Genomic DNA, 21766 nt, shown 5'->3' with positions numbered 1-21766 from the left:
CTGGCCAGTCCGACCGCACATGCCTTCATCCCCTCCCGCCAGGTCCGCCATGATCCCCGCGAAATCCGACCGCAACCAGGAATTGACCCTGGAGATCATGCTGGTCCTGGTGACTGCCGCCATCGCCTGCCTCCTGTATTACACAGAGGCGATGAAGATCGTCGTCCTGAACCTCTTCTATCTCCCGATCGTGATGGCCGGCTTCTTCCTCGGCCGCTACCGGGCCGGCGTCCTCGCGCTCCTCGCTGTCGTCACCGCCACCATCGTCATCTGCATCGACTTCACCGGGTTCGGCACGATGAACTCCCCCCTCTCCATCGGCCTGTCCGTCACGCTGTGGGGATCGGTGCTCGGGCTGACCGCGCTGCTCGTCGGAACCCTTTGTGACGACCGCGACGCCCGCCGCGTCGAAGCCCATGAGGCCCAGGTCGGAGTCGTCGAAGTCCTCTCCCGCTACCTTCAGAGCGCCAATCCGGTCCTGGAAAGCCGCGCCAAGCGTGTCGCCTCCCTCTCCGAAGAAGTCGCCCGCAAGATGCGGCTCTCGGCCAAAGAGATCGACGACATCCGCGTGGCCGCCCTCCTGATCGACATGGAGAACATCGAGATCACCGCCCGCGTTATCCGCAAAGCCGTCGGCGCCATGGAAGACGACTCCATGTCCAAACAACGCACGTTCCACGGCACCGAACTCGTGCAGTCGCTCGGGACCGTGCTGACGGGCGCCTTTCCCCTGCTCCTGAACACCACCGAAGAAGCCGCGGCCGCGGAAGGACACTCGATCCCCTTCGGAGCGCGCATCATCCGCACCGTGCGCGCCTATGAAACATTGGAAAGCGATCCCTGGCAGCACGGCGATCGCACCCCGGAATCGTTCCTCGACGAACTGCAGTCCGGCATCGACAGCGACCACCACCCGGCCGTGCTGCACGCCCTCCGTCTCGTCGTCACCGGCCGCGACTCCGCGCAGGTGGCGGCTGGAAACCCGGCTGGCTGATTGAGAAAAGCGGCTCGCCCCGCCGTCTCCCGGCGGCGCGCAGTTGATTGACGACTTCCGCCGGCCGCCGTATGGTTGTGAGTCACGAAGGCCCCCATCGTCTAGAGGCCCAGGATACCGGATTCTCAGTCCGAGGACCGGGGTTCGAATCCCCGTGGGGGTACTGAATTGCTCACTGCGATCGAGGCTGCAAGGCCTCGATCGCAGTGGCTTTTGATCAGCAGCATTCGCGTCCGGTCACACAAAGGGCACGTCGGCCGGACATTCTAGCGGACGCTCCGCGAGCTCGCGGAGCGGTTCCAGTATTCGGTGCCGTTTCTGGACACCGACAGCGGTGAAATTCTGCCGGGCGTTTGCGAGGAAACAGTTCCATGTCGACATGGGCGCGGCTCTTAGTCGTCGGGGTGTTATTGACGCTGCTTGCCTGGGACGACGTCCGCGATGGAACATTCGCCCCTTGGGCGCTGACGGGCGTGCTCCTCCCCGCATCGCTCGCGCTGTTGTGTTGGGAACGCCGAAAGAAACGCGAGCAGGACGAAGCATCGCGCTGAACTATTGCACTGCCGGCCACGTGTCGTCATTGGCCTTTTCTACGACATGGATGGCAGCGCCTTTCAGCTCGTCTGACATCGGTGCTCTGCGCTTATCACTTGCAGGATAGCGTATTCACTTCCTGGCGGTTCGCAGAACAATTGTGCTCTGCGCGACGCACCCACCCCGCCCCCTCAATCCCGGGATCGCGTCCACACAATCCCGCGCCGAAGAACCTGCGCCGGATTCCCTCCCACAACCACTCCCCCCTCCTCGACGCTCTTGGTCACGACGGCCCCCGTCGCCACCACGCAACCGGCCGCGATCGACACCCCCTTCAGAACGAGGGCGTGCGCCGCGACCCATACGTGGTCGCCGATCGTCACATCACGGGCCGCGTTCAGCCGCCGGCCTGTCTCCGCGCAGCGGATACCGTGCGAGTCGCCCGTCCGCACTTCGATGTCGTATGCGAACATGCAGTCCTTCCCGATCACCAGCGAAGACCCATCCTCGGTGACCGCCAGTTGCACAGCCACGAACGTGCTCCCCTCGCCGATGGTCAGCGCGCAGTTGCTTCCCTCGCAGACGAAGTAGCTCCCCTGCCCGGCGTCGCACCCATCGCCGATCGTGATCCGGTTGCCGTCGCCCGTCACGATGACATGCAGGTCGGACAGCGTCACGCCCCGACCAATCGTCACGGCGTTGCCCTGGCCGGTGAAGGAAATCGCCGGCCGGCCGATGCAGCCGTCCCCGAACGTCACCTGGTTTCCAGAACCTGAGCCCATCACCCGCGGGACCAGCTTCCGGCCTTTCAGCAACGTTCGTGCGGCTTTCCGCAGTGTCCCGGGCACATCCATGGACCGGATGTTATCGCCGTCGCAGGATCTCGTTCCAGCATCTTCCGCGCGATGCTCGCCGCCGTGAATGAAACAAACGCCCGATGTTCACTCAAACGGTCCGGCAGCGGCCAGATGAGCCAGGCGACCTCCCGCATTCGTCCCCGTCACCGGCCGCCGCCCCGCAGTTCCTGGAGCAGTTCTCCCACCGCCGTCGCGACGAGCGCCGCCCCGCCCCCTTCGACTTCCTGGAAGGGGATGTAGCGCAGCCCATCGGCCGCGTTGCTCCCCTGGCGTCCGACGACGACCCGCAACACGTTCTCCGAGCGCTGCAGCGCAATCCACTCGTTGTCGCGAAGGTCCTCGATCGGAAGTTGAAAAGTCATGAGCGTCTGGTCCTCCCTACTGGCTGTGCCTGGAACTGATCCCTCACGCTGCGGATCCCGAGGGCGGTCTCGCCCGTCAGAGACCTTCTACGATCATCGCCCGATACTGCGCGCCGCGGAACCGGTATTCCCGTGCTTCGCGATACGCCGGACTTTCATACCATGCTTTCGCCGCCTCGAGAGTCGGAAACTCGACGATGACCACCCCCTCGTGGTCCGGCCCTTCCAGCGTCACGTGACCGCCATAAGCGGCCAGCACTCTGGCCGGATGCCCGTCGAGGGAAGCTCCCGCTTTTCCCGCATAGACGGTCAGTTCGTCGGGATCGACAGTCTTCTCTTTGATGAAGATCGCGTAGGCGGACATGCAGTCGGTCACCTCGGATGCAGCACGGTGGCGAACGAAAGGAATCGCGAAGAAAATCGGAGACCCGCAAGACAGAACTGGCCTGACAGGTTCGTCAGGCCAGGTGGGCGGGCGTCCGGAAAGATTCTTACTTCGCCGTCTCGATGACGGTGGCTTTGTTGATCTTCACCGGCTCAACCGGCTTGTCGTTCGCGCCGGTCTTCACGGCTCCGATCGCGAGAGCGACCTTGGTGCTCTCGTCGTTGGCCGTCTTGCCGAACGCGGTGTACTGCTTGTCGAGGAAGCGGGCGTCGGCGACACAGATGAAGAACTGCGAACCGGCCGTATCGGGATGCTGTGCCCGGGCCATCGACAGCACGCCCGTCGTATGCGCCTTGTCGTTGAATTCCTGCGGCAGTTTGTACCCGGCGTCGCCCGTTCCCGTTCCGAGCGGGCATCCCCCCTGGATCATGAAGCCCGAAATCACGCGATGGAACGTCACGCCGTCGTAGAAACCGATCTTCGACAGGCCGATGATGTTCTTGCAGTGGCCAGGCGCGACGTCGGGCCACAGGTCCAGCAGGATCTTGCCCTTGGTCGTGTCGAGTTCGACCTGGTAGGTCTTCTTCGAGAAATCGACGTCCTTCACAGCGGCATCGACCTCAGCTTTGCGATTCGCAGCCATCAATCCATCCAGTCTTCGAAATGTTCGTTGGGCCAAAGGGCGATTATGGGACGCCCCTGCGGCCGCGCCGAGGGTAGGAATCAAAAAGTTTCTGCGATGAGGCCTCGTGTCGATGGGCCCTTTCGCCATAAACGGACCACGGCGAGAACCTGCTCCGGTCCCTCACGGCCGCTTCCGGATGAGCCTTCTCAAAAGGCCGACGAGCCCCTTCGGATCGGAGACCGTCGACGGAGAAGGCCTGGGGCTTGAGAGAGGACGGAAAAAGAGCTTCAGTGACTCGCCCGCATCGCGTTCCAGATCCTGCCATTCATCGACCGGCAGAACGGCGTAAGCGTCGGTATCAGACTCGCCATTTCCGACGTCCTCTCGAAACTCAATCTGCGGAGGCATGATTGTCTGGAGCGCCGTGATGACGGCCCGCCAGCTCGTCCCGTCATCGTTTCCGGAATACCGCACCGTCGCCGGGCGCCGTTCGACCGTCACAACGGCAATCCCGCAACGACTGTCCGAGTCATCGATCTCGAAGTCCATGACCACATCAAGCTTGCCGAGCGCGTGGACGATTCGCTCGAGTTCGTCCTCAAGAGCCGCTCGCCAGTCGAGGACGAAGATGAAGTCGCTGCCGTAGAGGACTTCGTGGAAGTCGACATGGTCGAAGCCGTCCGGCTTGACCCACCGCTCGTACTCGCGGGTGGGTTTCGTGATGCCGAACGTCGACAGAATGCGATGGGCCGCCTCAAGCGGAATATGCATGCCGCCCCCTGGTGAGTGCCGCGGTCACTCCCTCCGACGGTACCAACCCGCCGGGGATCGTCAAACATCCGTGCCTTCAGTGTTGGTCGAGCCCCTGATTCAGTCGGCAACACCTCTTTGGCGGGGGTGCGCGAGTCTGCCATAATCGCGCCCCGACCCCCGGCAGGAGCCCCAGTGGACGTTGCAACCCGTTACAAGCTGCTTGAGAAGATCGGCGCCGGCAGCTTTGCCACGGTTTTTCGCGCTCAGGATCAGGAACTCGGCCGCGAGGTGGCCGTCAAGCAGATCCACGCCCAGTTCCTCGCGGAAACCGCCCTCTTCGAACGCTACTGGAAGGAAGCGACGCTTCTCGCCTCCTTCCAGCATCCGCATATCGTCACGATCTACGATGTCGTCCGCGCGCAGGGCTGGCTCGTCCTGGAGTTGATGCAGGCCAATCTGCGCGACCGTCTGCAGGGTCGTCCCATGGACGTCAAAGCCGTGCAGACCACGCTCACCCAGGGCCTCCGGGCCCTGAGCGCCCTCCACTCCCGAGGGCTCGTCCACGGAGACATCAAGCCCTCGAACCTGATGATCGATCATCGCAAGCGGGTCAAAGTCGGCGACTTCGGCCTCGCGCGCCGCGTCAGCCACGACGATGGCAGCGTCATCCGCGGCACGGCGAAGTACATGGCCCCCGAAACCCTGTCCCAGGATTTCGGGGACGTCGGACCGCAAAGCGATCTCTACTCCCTCGGATTCACCGCCTACGAACTGATGTGCGGGTCGAAGTTCGAGACGCTCTTCCCGGGCCTCGATGCGTTCGGCCGCGACCGGCAGGCGGCCTGGATGATGTGGCATGCGGCGCTCGACCGGAAACTGCCCGAGCCGGGGAAGGCGCTGGAAGGCGTTCCGCCGGCCCTCGCCAGGGTGATCGGCCGGCTCGTCGAGAAAGACCCGAAAAAGAGATACGAGACCGCCGATCAGGCCCTCGCCGACCTCGGAGCGGCCCCGGCCGAACCGATGACCCGCACCGCCGATTCCGGCTCCGCGAGAAAATCGCCCGGAGACCGCCCGAAATCCCGCGGCCTGGTGATCGCCCTGTTCTGCGCCTCGATGGCCGCCTCCCTGGCAATGCTGTTCTGGACGCCCGGACAGTCCCCGCCACCAGGCCCCGGCCAGACTCCCGGAAGCGGCATCGTCCGCAGCGTCGATCCAGAGTCGAACACCATCGAATTCGTCGACCCAACCACCGGACAGCCCGAAGAACTCGTCGTCGCCGAGAAAACTCCCATTCGTCTCCGGTCAGAAGGCAATGACGAACTCGTGCTCCTGAAGCGCCTCCAGAAAGGGGACTGGATTCGCACCGCGACGGAGGAAGGCCGCCTCCGTATCGATGTCTCGCGGCCCGTCACCCAGACGGGACGCATCGCCGCCATCGATCCCCTGGCCTCGAAGATCACCGTGATGATCGATGGAGCCCGCCAGCGGGAACGTGTCACGCTCACAGTTCCGGCCAGCGTGTCGCCGCTGCTGAACGATGAAAAAGTCACCCTCCGCGACCTCGCCGTCGATGATGGAGTCATGGTCGACCACCTGCTCGACCCGGCCGGAAAACAGGGCCAGATCGCCAGCGGCCTGCGGGCGATGCGAACGATCCGCAGCTCAGGCACGGTGATCGACTTCGACCCATCAACCTCCATGCTGTCGGTCTCCTCCGGAGTCGCGAATGAGGGACCGTTGAAACTCCGGCTGGTGCCCAGCTCGGAACTGAAATTCGATGACGACTCGCCCGCGACCGTCGCCGATCTCAAGCCGGGCCAGGCTGTCGACATCACGCGTCACCGCGTCATCACATCGATCGTCATCCCGCGCGACGTCCCGCAAGTCACCGGAACACTCGTGGGGATCGACCCCGCCACCCGCTCGTTGCGCATTCAGTCGTCGGGCGCCGAATCGGAAGTGAAACTGGCGGACGATGCGCGCCTCACCCTGAACGATGCTCCCGCGACTCTCGACGAACTCCGGAGCAACAGCGATCAGGTGACCGTCTTATCCCCGGCCGGCAACATGGCCGCCCGAACGGTTCGTGTCGTCCGCGGACCGCGCTACGACCGTGCCGTGGTCGCGATCGAGGCCAGCACGAATCAGGACCGATCGCTCCCCGTCATCGAGAACGCTGGCAAGGCCCGTGCCCTGCAAACCGCCGCCATCCAGCGCTATGCGACGCCGCCGGAATGGGCCGTCCACCTTACGGAACCGACGCGGGAGGAAGTCCTCTCCTCGCTCAGGCAGCGGCTCGAAGGCCTGCGCGCCAGCAGTCAGGCGATCGTGTCGATCACCGCGCAGGCCTTCCTGGTCGATGAATCGCCTGTCCTCGCATTCGCCGACTATCGCCCCAACGAGGCCGGCTCCACCGGCGTCCCGCTGGCGGACGTACTGGCATTGATCGACGCAGCCCCGCCGTCCCTCAAAGTTGTCTTCCTGGACGTCGTCCACCCCCGTCCCGGCCTCGAGGACGTCCCGCCGTCGGCCGAAGCGCTGATGAAGAACGTCCCCAAGACGAAAACGACGACCGTCCTGATCGCCCCGCCGGAAACAGGGGCCGCGAACGCCACCGACATGGGCTCACTCGTCGTTCAGGGCCTGCGGGGCGCGGCCGACGCCGATCGCGACCTCGCCATCACTCCCGCGGAGTGGATCGAATACCTGACCAAGGGCGCGACTCCGACGGGCGTCACCGTCTGGCCGCAGTAGCAGCACCGCAGACGAGCGGCACACGGACAGGGCGGCTAAAGTGATTCTTGGGGAAAAGATCACTCGCATTCGAGCGGTCGCTCCCCAACCAGACGCATCCCGCTCCTGCCCCACCGAGCCCTTCCAGCCATGCGCTCTTTCCTCTGCACGCTCGCCCTCGTTGTCGCGGCGACACCCGCGTTCGCCGATGGTCCCAAAGACAACCTCGTCGACAACGTCCGCCAGATCCCCCCACCGGGAATCGAGGTCCCCGCCGAGGTGCGTGAGTCTCTGACCAAGGGAGCCGCGGCCCTCAAACAGCAGATCGACCAGCTTCAGGCTGGAAAGGACGAGAAGGCCAAACTGCTCGTCCCCGATGTCGAGATCTTCTGGCGGGCCATCGATGGCGCCCTCCGTTTCAACGAATTCAGCGACGCGAAGGAGTTTGACGTCGCGAAGAAACTACTTGCCGAAGGAAACGCCCGCGCCGTCGCCCTGCTGAAAGGCGAGGCCCCCTGGACGAAACAGACCGGCCTCGTCGTTCGCGGATTCCGCTCCCGCATCGATGGCACGGTCCAGCCCTACGGCCTCCTCATCCCCGACGACTACCGGTTCGACGGCGAGGTTCCCGTCCGATGCGACCTCTGGCTGCATGGCCGGTTCGAGAAGCAGTGCGAGCTGCAGTTCATCAACATGCGGATGAACCAGAAGGGAGAAATCCAGCCGGCGAAAACGATCGTTGTCCATCCTTACGGCCGGTTTTCAAACGCGTTCAAGTTCGCGGGGGAAGTGGATGTCCTCGAGGCGCTCGCGCATGCGAAGTCGCGGTACCGCATTGATGACGACCGCGTGGCGATCCGCGGGTTCTCGATGGGCGGGGCAGGCGTGTGGCAGATGACCGTCCACTATCCCGACAGGTTCTTCGCCTCAACACCTGGTGCGGGGTTCAGCGAGACACCGGAGTTCCTGAAGGTCTTCCAGCAGGAGACGCTCTCGCCGCCGGCGTGGGAACAGACGCTGTGGAACCTGTATGACGCGCCGGGCTGGGTCGGGAACCTGCGGATGATGCCGACGATCGCCTACAGCGGCGAGATCGACAAACAAAAGCAGGCCGCCGACGTGATGGCGGCGGCCTGTGAGAAGGAAGGGATTACGCTGACGCACCTGATCGGACCGCAGACGGCTCACAAGCTGCATCCCGATTCGAAGGCCGAGATCGAGCGGCGGCTGGTGGAGATTGCGAAGCGCGCCGATGCAGTGCCCGCAAAGGTCGACTTCACAACCTATTCACTTCGCTACAACCGCTGTGACTGGGTGACGATCCACGGGATGAATGAACACTGGAAGCCGGCACGCATTCAAGCCGCCGTCGTAAATGGCGCGTTGCAGGTTCTTACGGACAATGTCTCCGAATTCGAGATTCATCTTCCCTCGGGATCGGCAGACCTCCTGAGCCCGACGAGTTCGATCGAGATCGGCCCGATCGGATGGACTCCACGAACAGACAACCCCAGGGATAAGGCCGGACTGTATGCACTGGCAGGTGCAGGCCGCTGGCAGCCCACGACCGATCGATCCATTCGGGTGCGGGTGCATTGGCGGGAACCGGGCGCCTGGTCGAAGATGGCCGGATTCTGGGCAGGACCTTCGGAAGCCAGTGGCCTCCGCAAGCGTCATGGACTGCAGGGCCCGATCGATGATGCCTTCATGGACTCGTTCCTCTTCGTGAAGCCGACCGGCAAGCCCCTGAACGACGCTGTCGGCAAATGGGCCGATTCCGAGTTCAACCACGCCGTCACGCACTGGCGGCAGCAGATGCGGGGCGACGCCCGTGTGAAATCGGATTCAGAAATCACCGACGCCGACATCGCGGCCCACAACCTCGTCCTGTGGGGCGATCCGCAATCCAACTCCCTGTTGGCCAGGGTGCTGCCGAAGCTGCCTGTCACCTGGAGCGCCGAGGGGGTCACTGTGAACGGGCAAAAGTACGAAGCCGGGTCGCGGGTTCCGGTCCTCATCTACCCGAACCCGCTCAACCCTAACCGCTACGTCGTGCTCAACAGCAGTTTCACCTACCGCGAGTACGACTATCTCAACAACGCCCGCCAAACCCCCAAACTCCCTGACTGGGCCGTCATCGACATCCGGACGCCGGTCAACAGTCGGTACCCCGGGAAGATCGAGGCGGCCGGGTTCTTCGATGAGTCGTGGCGATTCAAGTCCGCTCCCGCTGCGAACTCTTCTAAGAACTAAAGCCATTCGCCAGCCGGTGCTTCGGGCATGCCCGTGGTCAATTGCCCGGTCCCGACAACAATGGAACGGGTCGATTTGTCCCCGGTTGGCGTCGTTCTTGCATTACCAGCTCCGCACCGGCGAGTTTTGCCGGTTTTGATGGAAAACGCACAACTTACGGCAATCTGATCGGTTCGATTGTGGCGCAACAGAGACGATCAGCCGTCAATCAGACGACATCCAGCGAAATGTTCCTGTCTGTTGTGCTGGGCGGATTCGCCGGGGAAGTGTGACGGAAGCAGCAGCCAGTGACGGGCAACCAGCTCGACGAGGGGGAGATGATCATGACGACACGCAGACCTTTTCAACGCTTCCTGGCCGCGCTTGCAATCGCAAGCGGGTCAGTGGCTTACGGCGCGACAGGGCAGATTTCGCCACTCCAGCCTGTCGACGCCCTCCAGACTCCGGATGCAATCCGCAGCACGATTCTCGCTGACGCGTCCGCCCACCCGGCGGCCGTGCAGTTGATCGCCCAGCGCGGAGGACGTGACGGCGGTGGAGGCGGTCGCTCAGGCGGCGGCGGCAGCAGTGGTGGCGGAGGCCGGTCCAGCGGCGGAAGCAGCGGTCGCAGTAGCGGCGGCAGCATTGGCGGAGGAGGAGGCCGGTCGAGCAGCGGTGGAATCAGTAGCGGAGGCGGCCGCAGCAGCGGTGGATCCAGCGGCCCCCGAATCTCCGGCGGGAGCAGTGGCGGATCAAGCGGCCGGATTTCCGGCGGCAGCAGCTCGTCGCGCAGCTCTGGCGGCGACAGCGGTCGATCCAGCTCGCCCAGGATCTCAACGCCCCGTGTCGATTCCAGCCCACGGATTCAAACCCCGCGAGTCGATACCCCTCGCGTGCAGACGCCCCGCGTCGACACGCCCCGGGTCCAGACCCCGCGCAACGACACCCCGCGGGTCCAGACTCCGCGGAATGACACCCCGCGTGTGCAGACACCCCGCGTGGAAACACCGCGGACGCCGCGCGTCGACACCCCCAGGACGCCAACTCCTCGCGTCGACACGCCGCGCAACAACATCGGCGACAGCGTTCCCCGCAGTAATCGGGATAGCGCCACGCCGCGCACCAACACGCCCCGAATCGAGAACCGGACAGACGCCGGTGGTTCCGCCAACGTCGGTGGCAACCGTGTCGACGGGAATGCCCGCAACAACAACTCCATCGACACCAACCGCCGAGGCGGCGCAGACGCCGGCGTCGGCAGCCGGATCGACGGGTCCACCCGCACGCCGCGCAACGCTCTTCCGGGAGTGGGTGATCGTCGCGGAAACGACTCGACCGGCCCCGGCAACGCAGCGGATCGCCTTCGCGACAACGCCGACCGGATCGGAGACCGCACCCGGGACGGCGCCAACAACATGACCGATCGGGCGCGGGATCGCGCGACCGACGGGCCCGGTAATGCCGCCGATCGACTCCGCGACAACGCCAACCGCATTGAAGACCGGGCGAACGATCGAACGCGCGACGCGGCCGACCGGGCGCGTGATACGGCCGATCGCACGCGCGATCGCGTCGGAAACGACCGCGACGGCAACAACCCGGTCCGGGATGCCGATCGCGTCGACCGCGACAGCCTGAATCCGCGGCTCCGCGATCAACTCGACCGGGCGCGCGACAACGCCAACCGGGGCACTCGTGATGCCAACGAGAGGACTCGCGACGCCAACGATCGAATTCGCGACGCGAATGATCGGATTGGAGATCGGGCCGACAACGTTGCCCGTGATGCCAACCGCGAACGCAATCGGGAAGCCGATCGGCTCCGCGACAACCTCCGCGATTCGGTGCGTCCGATCGTCGGCCGCCAGGATCGCCTTGATCCGGAAGTCCGCAATCGGATCGCCGAACGGGAACGGATCACCGTTCGCGCCAACAACCGCGATATCAACCTCACGCCGTTCAACCGGCCGGGTCTCGGCCGCGGCTTCGGTCGCGACAACATCGGTGACCGCCGCGTGGCGCTGAACGGCCTGTTGCACTCGTCCCGCGTCAACCGCAACGTGCGGTACAACGGGCGGTTCAACGACTGGCATGCCTGGAACGGCAACTCCTACTGGCGCCATAACAACTGGCACCGCGGATACTGGAACTTCAACCGCTGGAACGGCTTCTACGGCCCGAACTGGTGGGGCTTCGGCATCGGCTTCGGCGGTCGCTGGGGCGGCGGTTGGGGTGGCTGGGGTGGAGGCTGGGGCGGATGGGGAGGCGGCTGGGGTTACCCCGTCGCTCGCTCGTTCGGCCTGAGCCCCTGGGGCATGAACTATGTCGGTTACAACTTCGGCCTCTATGACTACTACAACCCGTACTGCTACCAGCCCGTGCCGTTCTACGGCGGTTACAACTACGACTACACCCAGCCGCTGATCGTCAACAGCTACAACGTCGATCCAGGCGTGGTGTCGTCGGGAACCGTCGTACAGAACGTCCAGCAGCAGCCGCAGCAGGCCGACGAGCCCGACATGGCGCTCTTCGACCAGGCACGGTCGGCCTTCACCGCCGGCAACTACGAAGATGCGCTGCGTCTGACCGAGCAGCAGATCCAGAAAACTCCGAAGGATTCAATCCTGCACGAGTTCCGCGGTCTGGTCCTGTTCGCACTCGGCCGGTTTGAAGACGCCGCCGTCCCCGTCTATGCCGTCCTCGCGGTCGGCCCGGGCTGGGATTGGACGACCATGAGCAGCCTGTACTCCAACGTCGATGCCTATGCGTCGCAGCTCAAGGCGCTGGAAGACTTCCACCGCAACAATCAGGACAACGCGGCCGCCAGCTTCCTGCTCGGCTACCACTACCTGACCTGCGGTCATAATGAAGCCGCCGCCGCACAGCTCGACAACGTTCTGCGGATCAATCCGCAGGACATCGTCGCCACCCGCCTCCTGCAGGCGCTCGGTGACGGCTCGACGCAGCCGGCCGATCAGACGCCGATGACGAACGACGACAACGCGGCCCAGCCGACACTGGCGGTTCCGGAAGTTCCGGATCTCCCGGCGGCGGCGATGGTCACCGCCGAAGAACTTCACGGCACCTGGACGGCTCAGAACGCGAAAGGCAAAACCTTCACGCTGACTCTGACCCCGGACGGCACCTTTGAATGGGTGAGTAAGGGGAAGGAAGAAGACAAGACCATCGACCAGAAGGGGGTCTTTGGTGTGGAAGGTGAAACCCTCGCCATGGAACCGGACGGCGGCGGCGTCCTTGTCGGACGCGTGACGAAGCCGGAGAACGGCGCCTTCAAGCTCGAACTGGTCGGCGGCCTGCCCGACGACCCGGCCCTCGAGTTCAAGAAGATGAACTAAGGCCCTGTTTGGTGTTCGAGCACCTCGGCTGCGAAAGCGGCCGAGGTGCTTTTTTGTGCGCAGGGGGCAGCCGCTCGCCTCGCCCGGTCCAGTCCCCGCGTCACCCAGAACTGCCCGGCTGGCCCGAATTGTCGTCGCTGGTGCGTTTCACTCCGCGGCGGTGGTCCCAGTCAATACGCAGTTTTCCCAGCACCGCAAAACAGCAGCCGATCAGCGCCACCGGCAGGAAGAAGATCACCAATGCCGCCATGGGTCCCGCGACGGCATACCCGATCGCCATGCCCACCAGCCAGCACCATCCGTAAATCGCATTCCTTTGCCGGCGCGTCATAGCTTGTTCACGTCTGATGGGGGCGAGAGATCAGCCTCTGGCCCGACGGCCGCAGCCCTTCAGCTCGAAAAGATCCGATGCCCGTCGCGATCGAAGTGCCCCAGCGCATGGTACAGCGTCTCCTGGATCTGACGGACACGTCCCGGATCGACCACCTTCCGGCCATCATTCTCCACGACGTAAAACACGTCGACCACCTGGTCGAAGTTCGTGGCGATCTTGGCCAGATCGACCGACAACCCCAGCTCGAAGATGACGCAGGAGATTGTGTACAGGAGCCCCGGGCGGTCGTGGGCGAACACGTCGATGATCGTTCGCGTTTCCGACGACTCGGTGTCCAGCTGCACGCGGAGCGGCAGGTCGGCGAATGTCGTTCGTGGCGGCTCGACGCCGAACCGGCGGTTCCGACGGAACAGCGTCGCGACGTTCTCCCGGTTGAACAGCACGTCCCGCAGGCTATCGGCGATGCTCTGGATCCGCTCCGGAGGGGGACCATCCGCATAGTCGCGATCGAGAACCCGGAACGCGTCAACCACCATGCCGTTCTTCGTCGTCGCGATGTCGGCCGCGAGGATCTGCAGCCGACGCGCCGTCAGCGCTCCCGCCAGTTTGTGGAAGCAGCCGCGAATCACCTCCGGGTTCGCGGTGATCACGCGATACTCGACCGTCGAGGTCTCCGGATTGAAGTGCCCTTCGATCGACACTTCCTGCTGATCGACCCGCTTCATGACCAGTAGGTCCGCAGCAATGCTCGAGGGAGGCGTATTCAGGAGGTACGAGGCCGGAAACACCCTGAGCTGCTCTTCGACTTCCGCCTCCGGCGTCGGTGCGGGCACGTCGACAGAGAGCACCTCCGTGACCTGCCGCGCAATGTTGTGCAGTCGTTCCTCCTCGTGCACTCCCTGCTGCTTGCCGCTCAGCAGAACCATCGCTTCGTCATACAGCCCGGCCAGAAGCTCCGCCTTCCACTCCGTCCAGGCGCTCGGCCCCACCGCCTGCACGTCCGCAGCCGTCAGCAGATACAGCATCTGCAACACCTCCGGCGTGCCGACATGGTGGCCGAATTGAAGCAGCGTCTCGGGGTCCGAAATGTCGCGGCGGAACGCGATGTGGGCCATCTCCAGGTGACGCAGCACCAGCCGGGAAACGATCTCCCCGGCCGACTCCGAAAGGCCCAGCCGCCTGGCCACACGCTCGGCGATCTCAAAGCCTACTTCCGCATGAGGCCGGCCGAACCCCTTGCCGATGTCGTGCAGAATCACCGCCAGGTGCAGCAGCTCCCGGTGTTTGACGGCCGCATAAGCCGCGCCGAGCGATCCCTTGTCCGCCTGCAGCGCCGTACACCGCTGGACCGCCTGCAGCGTATGTTCATCCACCGTGAACTGGTGGTACTGGTTGAACTGCATCAGGCTGCGCGTATGGGCAATCTCCGGGATCAGGATCTCGATCACTCCCGTGTCGTACATGCTCCTGAGAAGTGCCGGCAGCGGCTGGGACTGCCGCAGCACGTCCAGAAACATCGAAGCCGCCTGCAGCGAAACGTCCCGCGGAAGCTCCGGGACGGCCCGGCTGATCGCGTCCTCCAGGCGACGGCTCGGCTTCACGCCGTACAGCGCCGCGGCCCGATACAGCCGCATGATGCTCTCGAGGTCTTTCGTCAGACGCCCGAAGTGACGCGGCGGCGCATCGATCTCCTTGGCGGTAACTCGCAGGTAGCGGTCCGCCCGGTGAGCAAATGCGAAGTCATTGAGTTGCCGCCGGAGAGACTTCTTGCGGTACAGCGACGAAAACCGCCTGGCGATGCGGATGATCACCGACGCATGTCGGAAATACCGCTGCATGAACACTTCGACCGCACGCTGCGTGGCGGTCGCCTGGATGCCCATCCGCTCCGTGATGCGCAGCTGCTCGTCGCGCGTCAGGCGATCCTGCGCCTTGCCGGCGGCGAAATGAAGATCGATCCGCACGTGCGTCAGGAATTCCCACGCGTCCCGCAGGGCGATCGCCTCGGCAGGAGTCAGTTCGCCGACGCGCCGCAGGGAATCGATGTCCCTTGCGTCGAACAGCGCGTACCCGATCCAGCGGATGAGATGCAGGTCCCGCAGCCCCCCCAGCGACGACTTCACGTCCGGCTCGAGTTCCTGCGCGGGCGGCCCGTCATCCCCGTCCGGCCACCGCGCGAGAATGCAGTCGCGAATGAACTGCTTGGGACGCGAATCCACCACCCGCCGGCGGAACTGCCGCGTCAGCGTCCGAAACAGCGAGTCGCTCCCCCACAGCTTGCGGGCTTCGATCAGCGACGTCGCGATCTGCGGATCCCCCTTCGCCAGCGCGACCGATTCGGAAACGGTCCGGACCGCATGGCCCAGTTTCAGACCCGCATCCCAGAACGTCTGCACCGCCCGGTTCACCGCGGCCCGAAATTCCGAATCGATGGCCTGGCGGCTCGAAAGAAACAACAGGTCCAGGTCGGAGTAGGGAGCCAGTTCGCCCCGCCCGGTCCCCCCCACCGCCACGACGGCTGAATGCGCAGCGATCTGTTCACGAGTCTCCGGCGACAGCGTCGCCAGCACCTCCTCGAACAGCGCGATCACGATCTGGTCGGTGTGTTCGGCCAGGTAGATCGCTACCGCGACACCGGGAGCACCGCCGTCGAAGAGCGCGCGGGCCCGGGAGCGAAGCTCGACGACTCGCTGCTTGTTGGCCGCCAGCGCACTGGCTGGCGGCGCTGGATTGCCACTCCCCACGGACATCACCTGAACACAAGCTGGGACCGGACCTTCATTCCCGCGAAAGTCGCGAAGGATAGTTCTGGTCCCCGGCGGTTCCTACTTCAGATCGCCTCGGAACCGCTTTCACCCGTGCGGATGCGGATCACCTGCTCGAGTGGCGTGACGAAGATTTTGCCGTCGCCCACTTTGCCCGTCCGGGCCGACGACGAAATGATCTCGATCGCGTTCGCCAGTTCCGCGTCGTTCACGACCACTTCCAGCTTCACTTTCGGCAGGAAATCGACCGTGTACTCCGCGCCGCGGTACTGCTCCTTGTGACCCCGCTGCCGCCCGAAACCACGGACTTCCGAGACCGTCAGGCCGACGATCCCCTTGGCCGTCAGGGCGTTCTTCACGTCTTCCAGCTTGTAGTGGCGGACCACCGCTTCGATCTTCTTCATGTCGAACACTCGGGAATGATGGGTGAACGCATTCCGCCAGGCGGCCGGCGCGGCCGCATGCGGGCGGATTTCGTTGGAACAACTACAGCGACTCGGCCCCGGTTTCGCCGGTGCGGATGCGGATCGTCTGTGCGAGGTCGGAGACGAAGATCTTGCCGTCGCCGATCTGCCCGGTGCGGGCCGCCTTGATGATGGTGTCGAGGATCGACTGCAGTTCGCTGTCGTCGACGACCACTTCCAGCTTCACCTTCGGCAGGAAGTCGACCGTGTATTCGGCGCCGCGGTACTGCTCCTTGTGCCCCTTCTGGCGGCCGAAGCCGCGGACTTCACTGACGGTCATGCCGTTGATGCCGGCGGCGGTCAGCGCGTCCTTCACCTCTTCCAGTTTGAAATGCCGGATCACGGCTTCAATTTTCTTCATCGCAGATGGTTCCTCAGGCAACCCGGTCGAGCGAACGGGCGCAGGTGTTGTGTCTCGGAAACGGCCGGAAACTCGCCACGCCCGAGGGCCAGGCAGTTTCCCGGAGTCCGCTATCGTCGCGACTCGACCGCTTCGATTTCCAGCTTAACGGTGATGACGGGCGTCGGAGGAGTCGGGAAGGCCGCTCACCCCCCACGGGTGAGCGGCCTCGTTTGACGGGATCCGCCGGACTTCCACCACGCCGACATCGACAGTTTAGTGGAAGATGTAACCTTCTTCTCCGTGCTGCGTGAGGTCCAGACCCTGGATTTCGTCGTCCTGGGTGACTCGCAGCCCCATCGTCATGTCGAGAATCTTCAGCAGGATCACCGTGCCGACGACCGCGATGACGACCGAGGCGCCAACCCCCACAATCTGGTTTCGAAGCTGCGTCAGGTTCCCTTCGATCGCCCCCGAGTACAGCCCGCCGCTCGCCGCATTCGTGGCGAACACGCCCGCGAGGATAGCCCCCAGGGTTCCGCCGACGCCGTGGACGCCGAATGCATCCAGCGAATCGTCGTACTTGAACGTGTTCTTCACCGTCGTACAGGCGAAGAAGCAGACGAAGCCGGCCGCGAAGCCGAGAACCAGCCCGTAAATCGGATCGACCGAACCGGCGGCCGGAGTGATGCAGACCAGTCCGGCGACCGCGCCCGAGGACGCTCCCAGGACGCTCGGCTTGCCACGGGTGACCCACTCCGCAACAGACCAGGCAATGACGCCGGCCGCGGCGGCCATGTGCGTCGAAACGAACGCGTTCACGGCCGATGCGTTCGCGCCGAGGGCGCTTCCCGCGTTGAAGCCGAACCAGCCCATCCACAGCAGCGCGGCCCCCAGTGTCGTGTAGGTCAGGTTGTGCGGCGGCATCGGTTCCTGGCCGAAGCCCAGACGCTTGCCAATCAGTAGCGCACAGATCAGCGCCGAAACACCCGAGGTGATGTGGACCACCGTGCCGCCTGCAAAGTCGATCGCCGCGAATTCACCACCGAACAGCCAGCCGTAATCCGACCACACCCAGTGAGCCACCGGGCAGTACACGAACGTTCCCCAGAGAACCGAGAATGCGCACATCGTGCTGAACTTCATCCGTTCCGCGAAGGCGCCGCAGATGAGCGCCGGCGTAATGATGAAGAACATTCCCTGGAACATCACGAACAGGAGCTTCGGGATGCCGGTCGCTCCGTGCATCGGCACCGTGTGCGTCTTGGTCGCCGCGTCCCAGGTCGGAAGCACCCCCTTCAACATCACCATGTCGAAGTTGCCGATGTACGGGCTCTCTCCACTGAAGGCGAAGCTGAAACCCCACAGCGCCCAGACGACCGACATCAGGCCCATCAGGAACAGGCACTGCATGAACACGCCGAGAACGTTCTTCTTGCGGACCAGACCGCCGTAAAACATCGCCAGCCCCGGAGCCGTCATCATCAACACCAGGGCGGACGACGTCAGGATCCACGCCGTATTGCCGGTGTCCAGCGGCGCGGTGGCCGGTGCAGCGACAACTTCGGTGGCGGCCGGAGCCGCCTCGGTCATCGGCGCGGCGGCCTCCTGGGCGAAACCCGTCACGCAGAACAGGGCCAGGAACATGGCCGACAACAGGCCTCGTTGCATCAGTCTGATCCGCATCGGTGTCCTTCTCAGGTTCGAGTATGAATGGCCAGCTGCCGCCCGCTCTCGGCGCCGACGGCTGGGAGATTCGCCTGATCCCTCAGGCGTCACAAAAACGGATTGATCGCCAATCCCGGATTTCAGGTCTGTTCTCACATCACCCGGCGTCGTCCGCGACTTCGCCGAACTCCCGCAGCTTCTTCAACAATGTGTTTCGATTGATGCCCAGCCGCGCCGCGGCCCGGCTCTTGACGTAGTCGCAGTCCGAATAAACCTTCGAAATCAACTCCCGCTCGACGCGCTTCACGATCCGGTCGAGCAGGTCATGAGCCTCTGGATCTGCCGTCTTCAGTTCCCGCTGCACCAGCGATTCGATCGCATCTTCTTCACGTCCCTCGTCGCGCCGCGCCCCGGCCGGCAACTCGCTTGCGGAGCCATGTTCCAGCAGGGTGCTGATGATCCGGTTGGCCTGGCCGTCGGAAACAACAACCTCCACCTTCATCCCTCCCGGCACGATCGAGGCGTACTCGGGAATCGCGTTTCCAACATGTTCGACAACCAGACCCGCTGCGTGCCCTTCCTCGTCCCCTTGTGGCGAATCGACCGGCGCCACGGGCACCACGAACGTCACAATTCGTTTCATAAGTTGCAGGCCTGCCCAATGGTGTCGGCAAGCGACTCCAGCAACACCCGCGCGTTCGCTCGACGCTCCCGCACGGAGAAGTGAAATCACAATCTCGTGTCATGCGCGGCCTGCAGGGGAAAACAGCCCGTTCATGGCGGGTCCGTGTTCACGCAGGACGCAACGATCCAATGCCTTCAACGACCGAGTCTGCACGACGGCAACCACTTCCGACGTCCAGTTCCGACTGCCAACCCTGGCAGCTCCCGTCCGGGTCCCTTGGCCGATTGGATGGAGAGCGTCGCACGCAGCCTTCGCCTCATGCTTCCAAGCCAGTTGGCAAATCGCGCGCCACGCACACACAAAGTGCGACGCAAAGCATCAGAACGCCATTTCCTTAGGCATTGACGCGATTTCCGACCCCAGAAGCCTCCACGCGGACCGCAACACGAATGCGCATCAAGCGCGCATTCCCTGCTTACAACGCATGCGTCGCCGCCGCCTTAGATCGCGTAGGACCAGTCCATCGCGTCCGCCTCCGCACGGCGCGGACACGTCGCGCACCGCTCCACCCCAATCCGCTCATACGCGAATCGCACCGCTTCGAGCGTGCTCGTCCAGATCGCCCCCGTCTCCTGGAACACGAACACGTGTTCTTCGCCCAGCCGCTCCAGGACCCGCCCCGCTTTCAACGCCTCCATCATGTCGGGCCGCAACGCGCACAGGATCACCGTGACCGAGTGCGCCCGCATCCGCTCGATGAACCGGTCCAGCGCCTGCAGGCAGACTCCATCCGGATTTCTCGCCCGCTTCATTCGCAGGATCACCACCCGCACTCCATCGTTCCGCACCTCCTCGATCGTCGCCAGGTGCTGTTCCAGTTCCGGGGCCGCCCCGAAGAACAGCTCTCCCTCCAGGCTGAACATCCGGATGCGGCTGCACGGCGCGTCCGAGGCGATCCGTTCCCGGATGACCTGCCCCGACGCGAGCGTCAGCTCGGTGAGATGGACGCGGGCCGCCCGCGGGACGTACAGCACGAACGAAAGAAAGATCCCGATCAGCACGCAGAACTCGATCGAGATCGCCACGGCTGAAACGGCAGTCGCCGTGACGATGATCGCATCGAATCGCGTGGCGCCGATGTAGAACCCCAGCTGGTCCCACTCGACGAGCCGGTATGCCGAGATCATCAAGATGCCGGCGAGACCGGCCCGCGGAATGTAGTACGCCAGCGGCGCCAGGAAGAGGATCGTTAGCGCGACGGCAACCGCCGAGATCACACCCGACCATTGCGTCTGGGCGCCCGCCTCCTTGTTCACGACCGAACGCGTCAACGACCCCGATCCCGGGTAACACTGGAAGAAGCTCCCTGCCGTATTGGCGACGGCCTCGCTCAGACACTGCTGGTTCACATCGAGTTTCTGTCCTGTCTGCGACGCGATCGCCTTCGCCATCGCAACGGCTTCGAGCAGCCCCAGCAGCGCGATCGCCAGCCCGCTTCCCGAAAGTTCTCGGATCCACCCCCAGTTCAACGTCGGCCACTGGAAGCCGGGCAGCGCGGCCGGAATCCGCCCCACAATCGCCACGCCCTGCTGCTCCAGGTTGAACAGCCACACCGCGCAACCAACGCTCGCCAGCGCGCCGAGAAACTCCGGCAACTGCAGTCGGAACCGCCGATTGATCGCGCGCAGACCCAGCGCCAGCACCACCGTCCCCAACCCGACTGAAAGCGTCAGCAGATTCGTCTCCGACACGTCTTTCAGGGTTAGAAACAGCCGCTTCAGGAAGTGGTCCTCGCCGGTCCCTCGGGCGGCCAGTCCCAGCAGGTTCTTGATCTGGTCCAGGACCAGCAGCACCGCCGCCCCCAGCGTGAATCCCACGATGACCGCGTGCGAAATGAACCGATTGAGGTCCCCCAGCCGCATCAGCGTAATGCCCAGCTGGATCACCCCGACGATGAACGCCAGCAGCACCGCCGCAGCGACCTTCTCGTCCGCGGGGAACGCGACGATCGCGCTCAGCACGGCGATCGAAATGGCGTTCGTCGGCCCGTTGATCAGGTGCTTCGACGAGTCCAGCAGCGCGCCGACCGCCGTCATGACGATCGCCGTGTACAGACCATACTGCGCCGGGATCCCGGCAATCTGGGCGTACGCCATCGCCTGCGGGACCGCGACCGCCGAGACCGTCAATCCGGCAGCCGCATCGGCGCGAAGCGTCGCCCACGAGTACGAGCGGGCCGAATCAAGGGCCGGAATCAGTCGGAACAGGTGTTCGGCCAGGGTTCGCCGTTGGCGGGGGCTACTCGGCAAACGGGCGTTCCTTCAGTTCCGCAGCGTGACGCTCCAGTTGGCGGCGCTGCGCCCGCAGGCGCGCCAGGGCGGCCCGGGTGTGCGAGGCCGTCGCCAGACCATCCAGGATCGCGAGCACCACGAGGTAGCCGACCATCGACAGGACAATGATCCAGTAGAAGCCGAACCAGCGCGGGCCGATCTGCTCGCTGATCAGGTCCCCCACGAAAATCAGCACCCCGATGAAGGCCATCAGCGCCGACGTCTGGACCCGCCGACGGAATTGACCGTGATAGTGCAGCAGGTCGGCCTGGTCGGTAATGCCTTCCGTCTGGCGACGGGCCCACGTCCGCAGATGACTGCGGATCATGAAGACCCCGATCGTCACCAGGCCGGCGCAGACGAGAAACGAAGGAGTCCAATGCGGCAAATCGGCGACGATCACAACCAA

At 64.3% G+C, this 21766-nt stretch carries 18 protein-coding genes and 1 tRNA gene; 6 read left to right on the top strand and 13 right to left on the bottom strand.

The window, feature by feature from the left end; translation table 11 throughout:
• Positions 1-49 precede the first annotated feature (49 nt).
• The 3 genes from Pan44_RS04635 to Pan44_RS04625 all read left to right on the top strand — a co-directional run bounded on the left by Pan44_RS04635 (position 50) and on the right by Pan44_RS04625 (position 1545).
• On the top strand, positions 50-994 hold the full coding sequence (locus tag Pan44_RS04635; RefSeq protein WP_145027726.1) for an HD domain-containing phosphohydrolase: 945 nt from the start codon (positions 50-52) through the stop codon (positions 992-994).
• Positions 995-1084: 90 nt separating this feature from the next.
• Positions 1085-1157 (top strand) — tRNA-Glu (locus Pan44_RS04630).
• A gap of 208 nt (positions 1158-1365) precedes the next feature.
• Positions 1366-1545 (top strand): hypothetical protein, encoded by a 180-nt coding sequence (locus tag Pan44_RS04625; protein WP_145027724.1) that lies wholly within the window; start codon positions 1366-1368, stop codon positions 1543-1545.
• A gap of 174 nt (positions 1546-1719) precedes the next feature.
• Here the strand turns inward: Pan44_RS04625 and Pan44_RS04620 are convergent, their stop codons facing one another.
• The 5 genes from Pan44_RS04620 to Pan44_RS04600 all read right to left on the bottom strand — a co-directional run bounded on the left by Pan44_RS04620 (position 1720) and on the right by Pan44_RS04600 (position 4528).
• The gene (locus Pan44_RS04620) at positions 1720-2310 is read right to left on the bottom strand and encodes an acyltransferase (protein WP_231754225.1); all 591 of its coding nucleotides are present in this window, start codon (positions 2308-2310) and stop codon (positions 1720-1722) included.
• A 218-nt stretch (positions 2311-2528) separates the two neighbouring features.
• A complete protein-coding gene (locus tag Pan44_RS04615; RefSeq protein ID WP_145027720.1) occupies positions 2529-2747 on the bottom strand; it encodes a hypothetical protein in 219 nt (72 codons plus the stop codon).
• A 76-nt stretch (positions 2748-2823) separates the two neighbouring features.
• The gene (locus Pan44_RS04610; protein WP_145027718.1) at positions 2824-3111 is read right to left on the bottom strand and encodes a DUF1330 domain-containing protein; all 288 of its coding nucleotides are present in this window, start codon (positions 3109-3111) and stop codon (positions 2824-2826) included.
• 127 nt (positions 3112-3238) lie between these two features.
• Complete coding sequence (locus Pan44_RS04605; protein WP_145027716.1) at positions 3239-3775, bottom strand: peptidylprolyl isomerase; 537 nt, start codon at positions 3773-3775, stop codon at positions 3239-3241.
• Positions 3776-3937: 162 nt separating this feature from the next.
• Positions 3938-4528: a hypothetical protein gene (locus tag Pan44_RS04600; RefSeq protein ID WP_145027714.1), complete on the bottom strand. Its 591-nt coding sequence runs from the start codon at positions 4526-4528 to the stop codon at positions 3938-3940.
• Between the two features lie 174 nt (positions 4529-4702).
• Between Pan44_RS04600 and Pan44_RS04595 the strand changes: the two genes are divergently transcribed.
• From Pan44_RS04595 to Pan44_RS28160, 3 genes are all read left to right on the top strand, one after another.
• The gene (locus Pan44_RS04595) at positions 4703-7264 is read left to right on the top strand and encodes a serine/threonine-protein kinase (protein ID WP_197453848.1); all 2562 of its coding nucleotides are present in this window, start codon (positions 4703-4705) and stop codon (positions 7262-7264) included.
• Between the two features lie 129 nt (positions 7265-7393).
• Positions 7394-9496, top strand: coding sequence for a prolyl oligopeptidase family serine peptidase (locus Pan44_RS04590; protein WP_145027710.1), 2103 nt, complete (start codon positions 7394-7396; stop codon positions 9494-9496).
• 323 nt (positions 9497-9819) lie between these two features.
• Positions 9820-12831 (top strand): tetratricopeptide repeat protein, encoded by a 3012-nt coding sequence (locus Pan44_RS28160; RefSeq protein ID WP_145027707.1) that lies wholly within the window; start codon positions 9820-9822, stop codon positions 12829-12831.
• A 100-nt stretch (positions 12832-12931) separates the two neighbouring features.
• Here the strand turns inward: Pan44_RS28160 and Pan44_RS04580 are convergent, their stop codons facing one another.
• The 8 genes from Pan44_RS04580 to Pan44_RS04545 form a co-directional block, all read right to left on the bottom strand.
• Entirely contained in the window at positions 12932-13162 is a 231-nt protein-coding gene (locus tag Pan44_RS04580) for a hypothetical protein (RefSeq protein ID WP_145027705.1), read from the bottom strand.
• A gap of 59 nt (positions 13163-13221) precedes the next feature.
• Positions 13222-15915: a [protein-PII] uridylyltransferase gene (glnD, locus tag Pan44_RS04575; protein WP_145027703.1), complete on the bottom strand. Its 2694-nt coding sequence runs from the start codon at positions 15913-15915 to the stop codon at positions 13222-13224.
• Positions 15916-15995: 80 nt separating this feature from the next.
• Positions 15996-16334 (bottom strand): P-II family nitrogen regulator, encoded by a 339-nt coding sequence (locus Pan44_RS04570; protein ID WP_145027701.1) that lies wholly within the window; start codon positions 16332-16334, stop codon positions 15996-15998.
• Between the two features lie 82 nt (positions 16335-16416).
• A complete protein-coding gene (locus Pan44_RS04565) occupies positions 16417-16755 on the bottom strand; it encodes a P-II family nitrogen regulator (protein WP_145027699.1) in 339 nt (112 codons plus the stop codon).
• A 255-nt stretch (positions 16756-17010) separates the two neighbouring features.
• Entirely contained in the window at positions 17011-18381 is a 1371-nt protein-coding gene (locus tag Pan44_RS04560; protein WP_197454089.1) for an ammonium transporter, read from the bottom strand.
• Between the two features lie 178 nt (positions 18382-18559).
• On the bottom strand, positions 18560-19045 hold the full coding sequence (locus tag Pan44_RS04555) for a helix-turn-helix domain-containing protein (RefSeq protein WP_145027696.1): 486 nt from the start codon (positions 19043-19045) through the stop codon (positions 18560-18562).
• Between the two features lie 482 nt (positions 19046-19527).
• A complete protein-coding gene (locus Pan44_RS04550; protein WP_145027693.1) occupies positions 19528-21336 on the bottom strand; it encodes a SulP family inorganic anion transporter in 1809 nt (602 codons plus the stop codon).
• Positions 21326-21760 carry a hypothetical protein gene (locus Pan44_RS04545; RefSeq protein ID WP_145027691.1) on the bottom strand — a complete coding sequence of 145 codons (435 nt, stop codon included), beginning with the start codon at positions 21758-21760 and terminating at the stop codon, positions 21326-21328. The genes Pan44_RS04550 and Pan44_RS04545 overlap by 11 nt, the downstream gene beginning before the upstream one ends.
• Positions 21761-21766: the final 6 nt, after the last annotated feature.

The sequence above is a fragment of the Caulifigura coniformis genome (assembly GCF_007745175.1).
In the GTDB taxonomy this organism is placed as follows: domain Bacteria; phylum Planctomycetota; class Planctomycetia; order Planctomycetales; family Planctomycetaceae; genus Caulifigura; species Caulifigura coniformis.
Note: the sequence above shows the minus strand (reverse complement) of the source record. Positions and strands in the feature narration are given on the sequence as shown.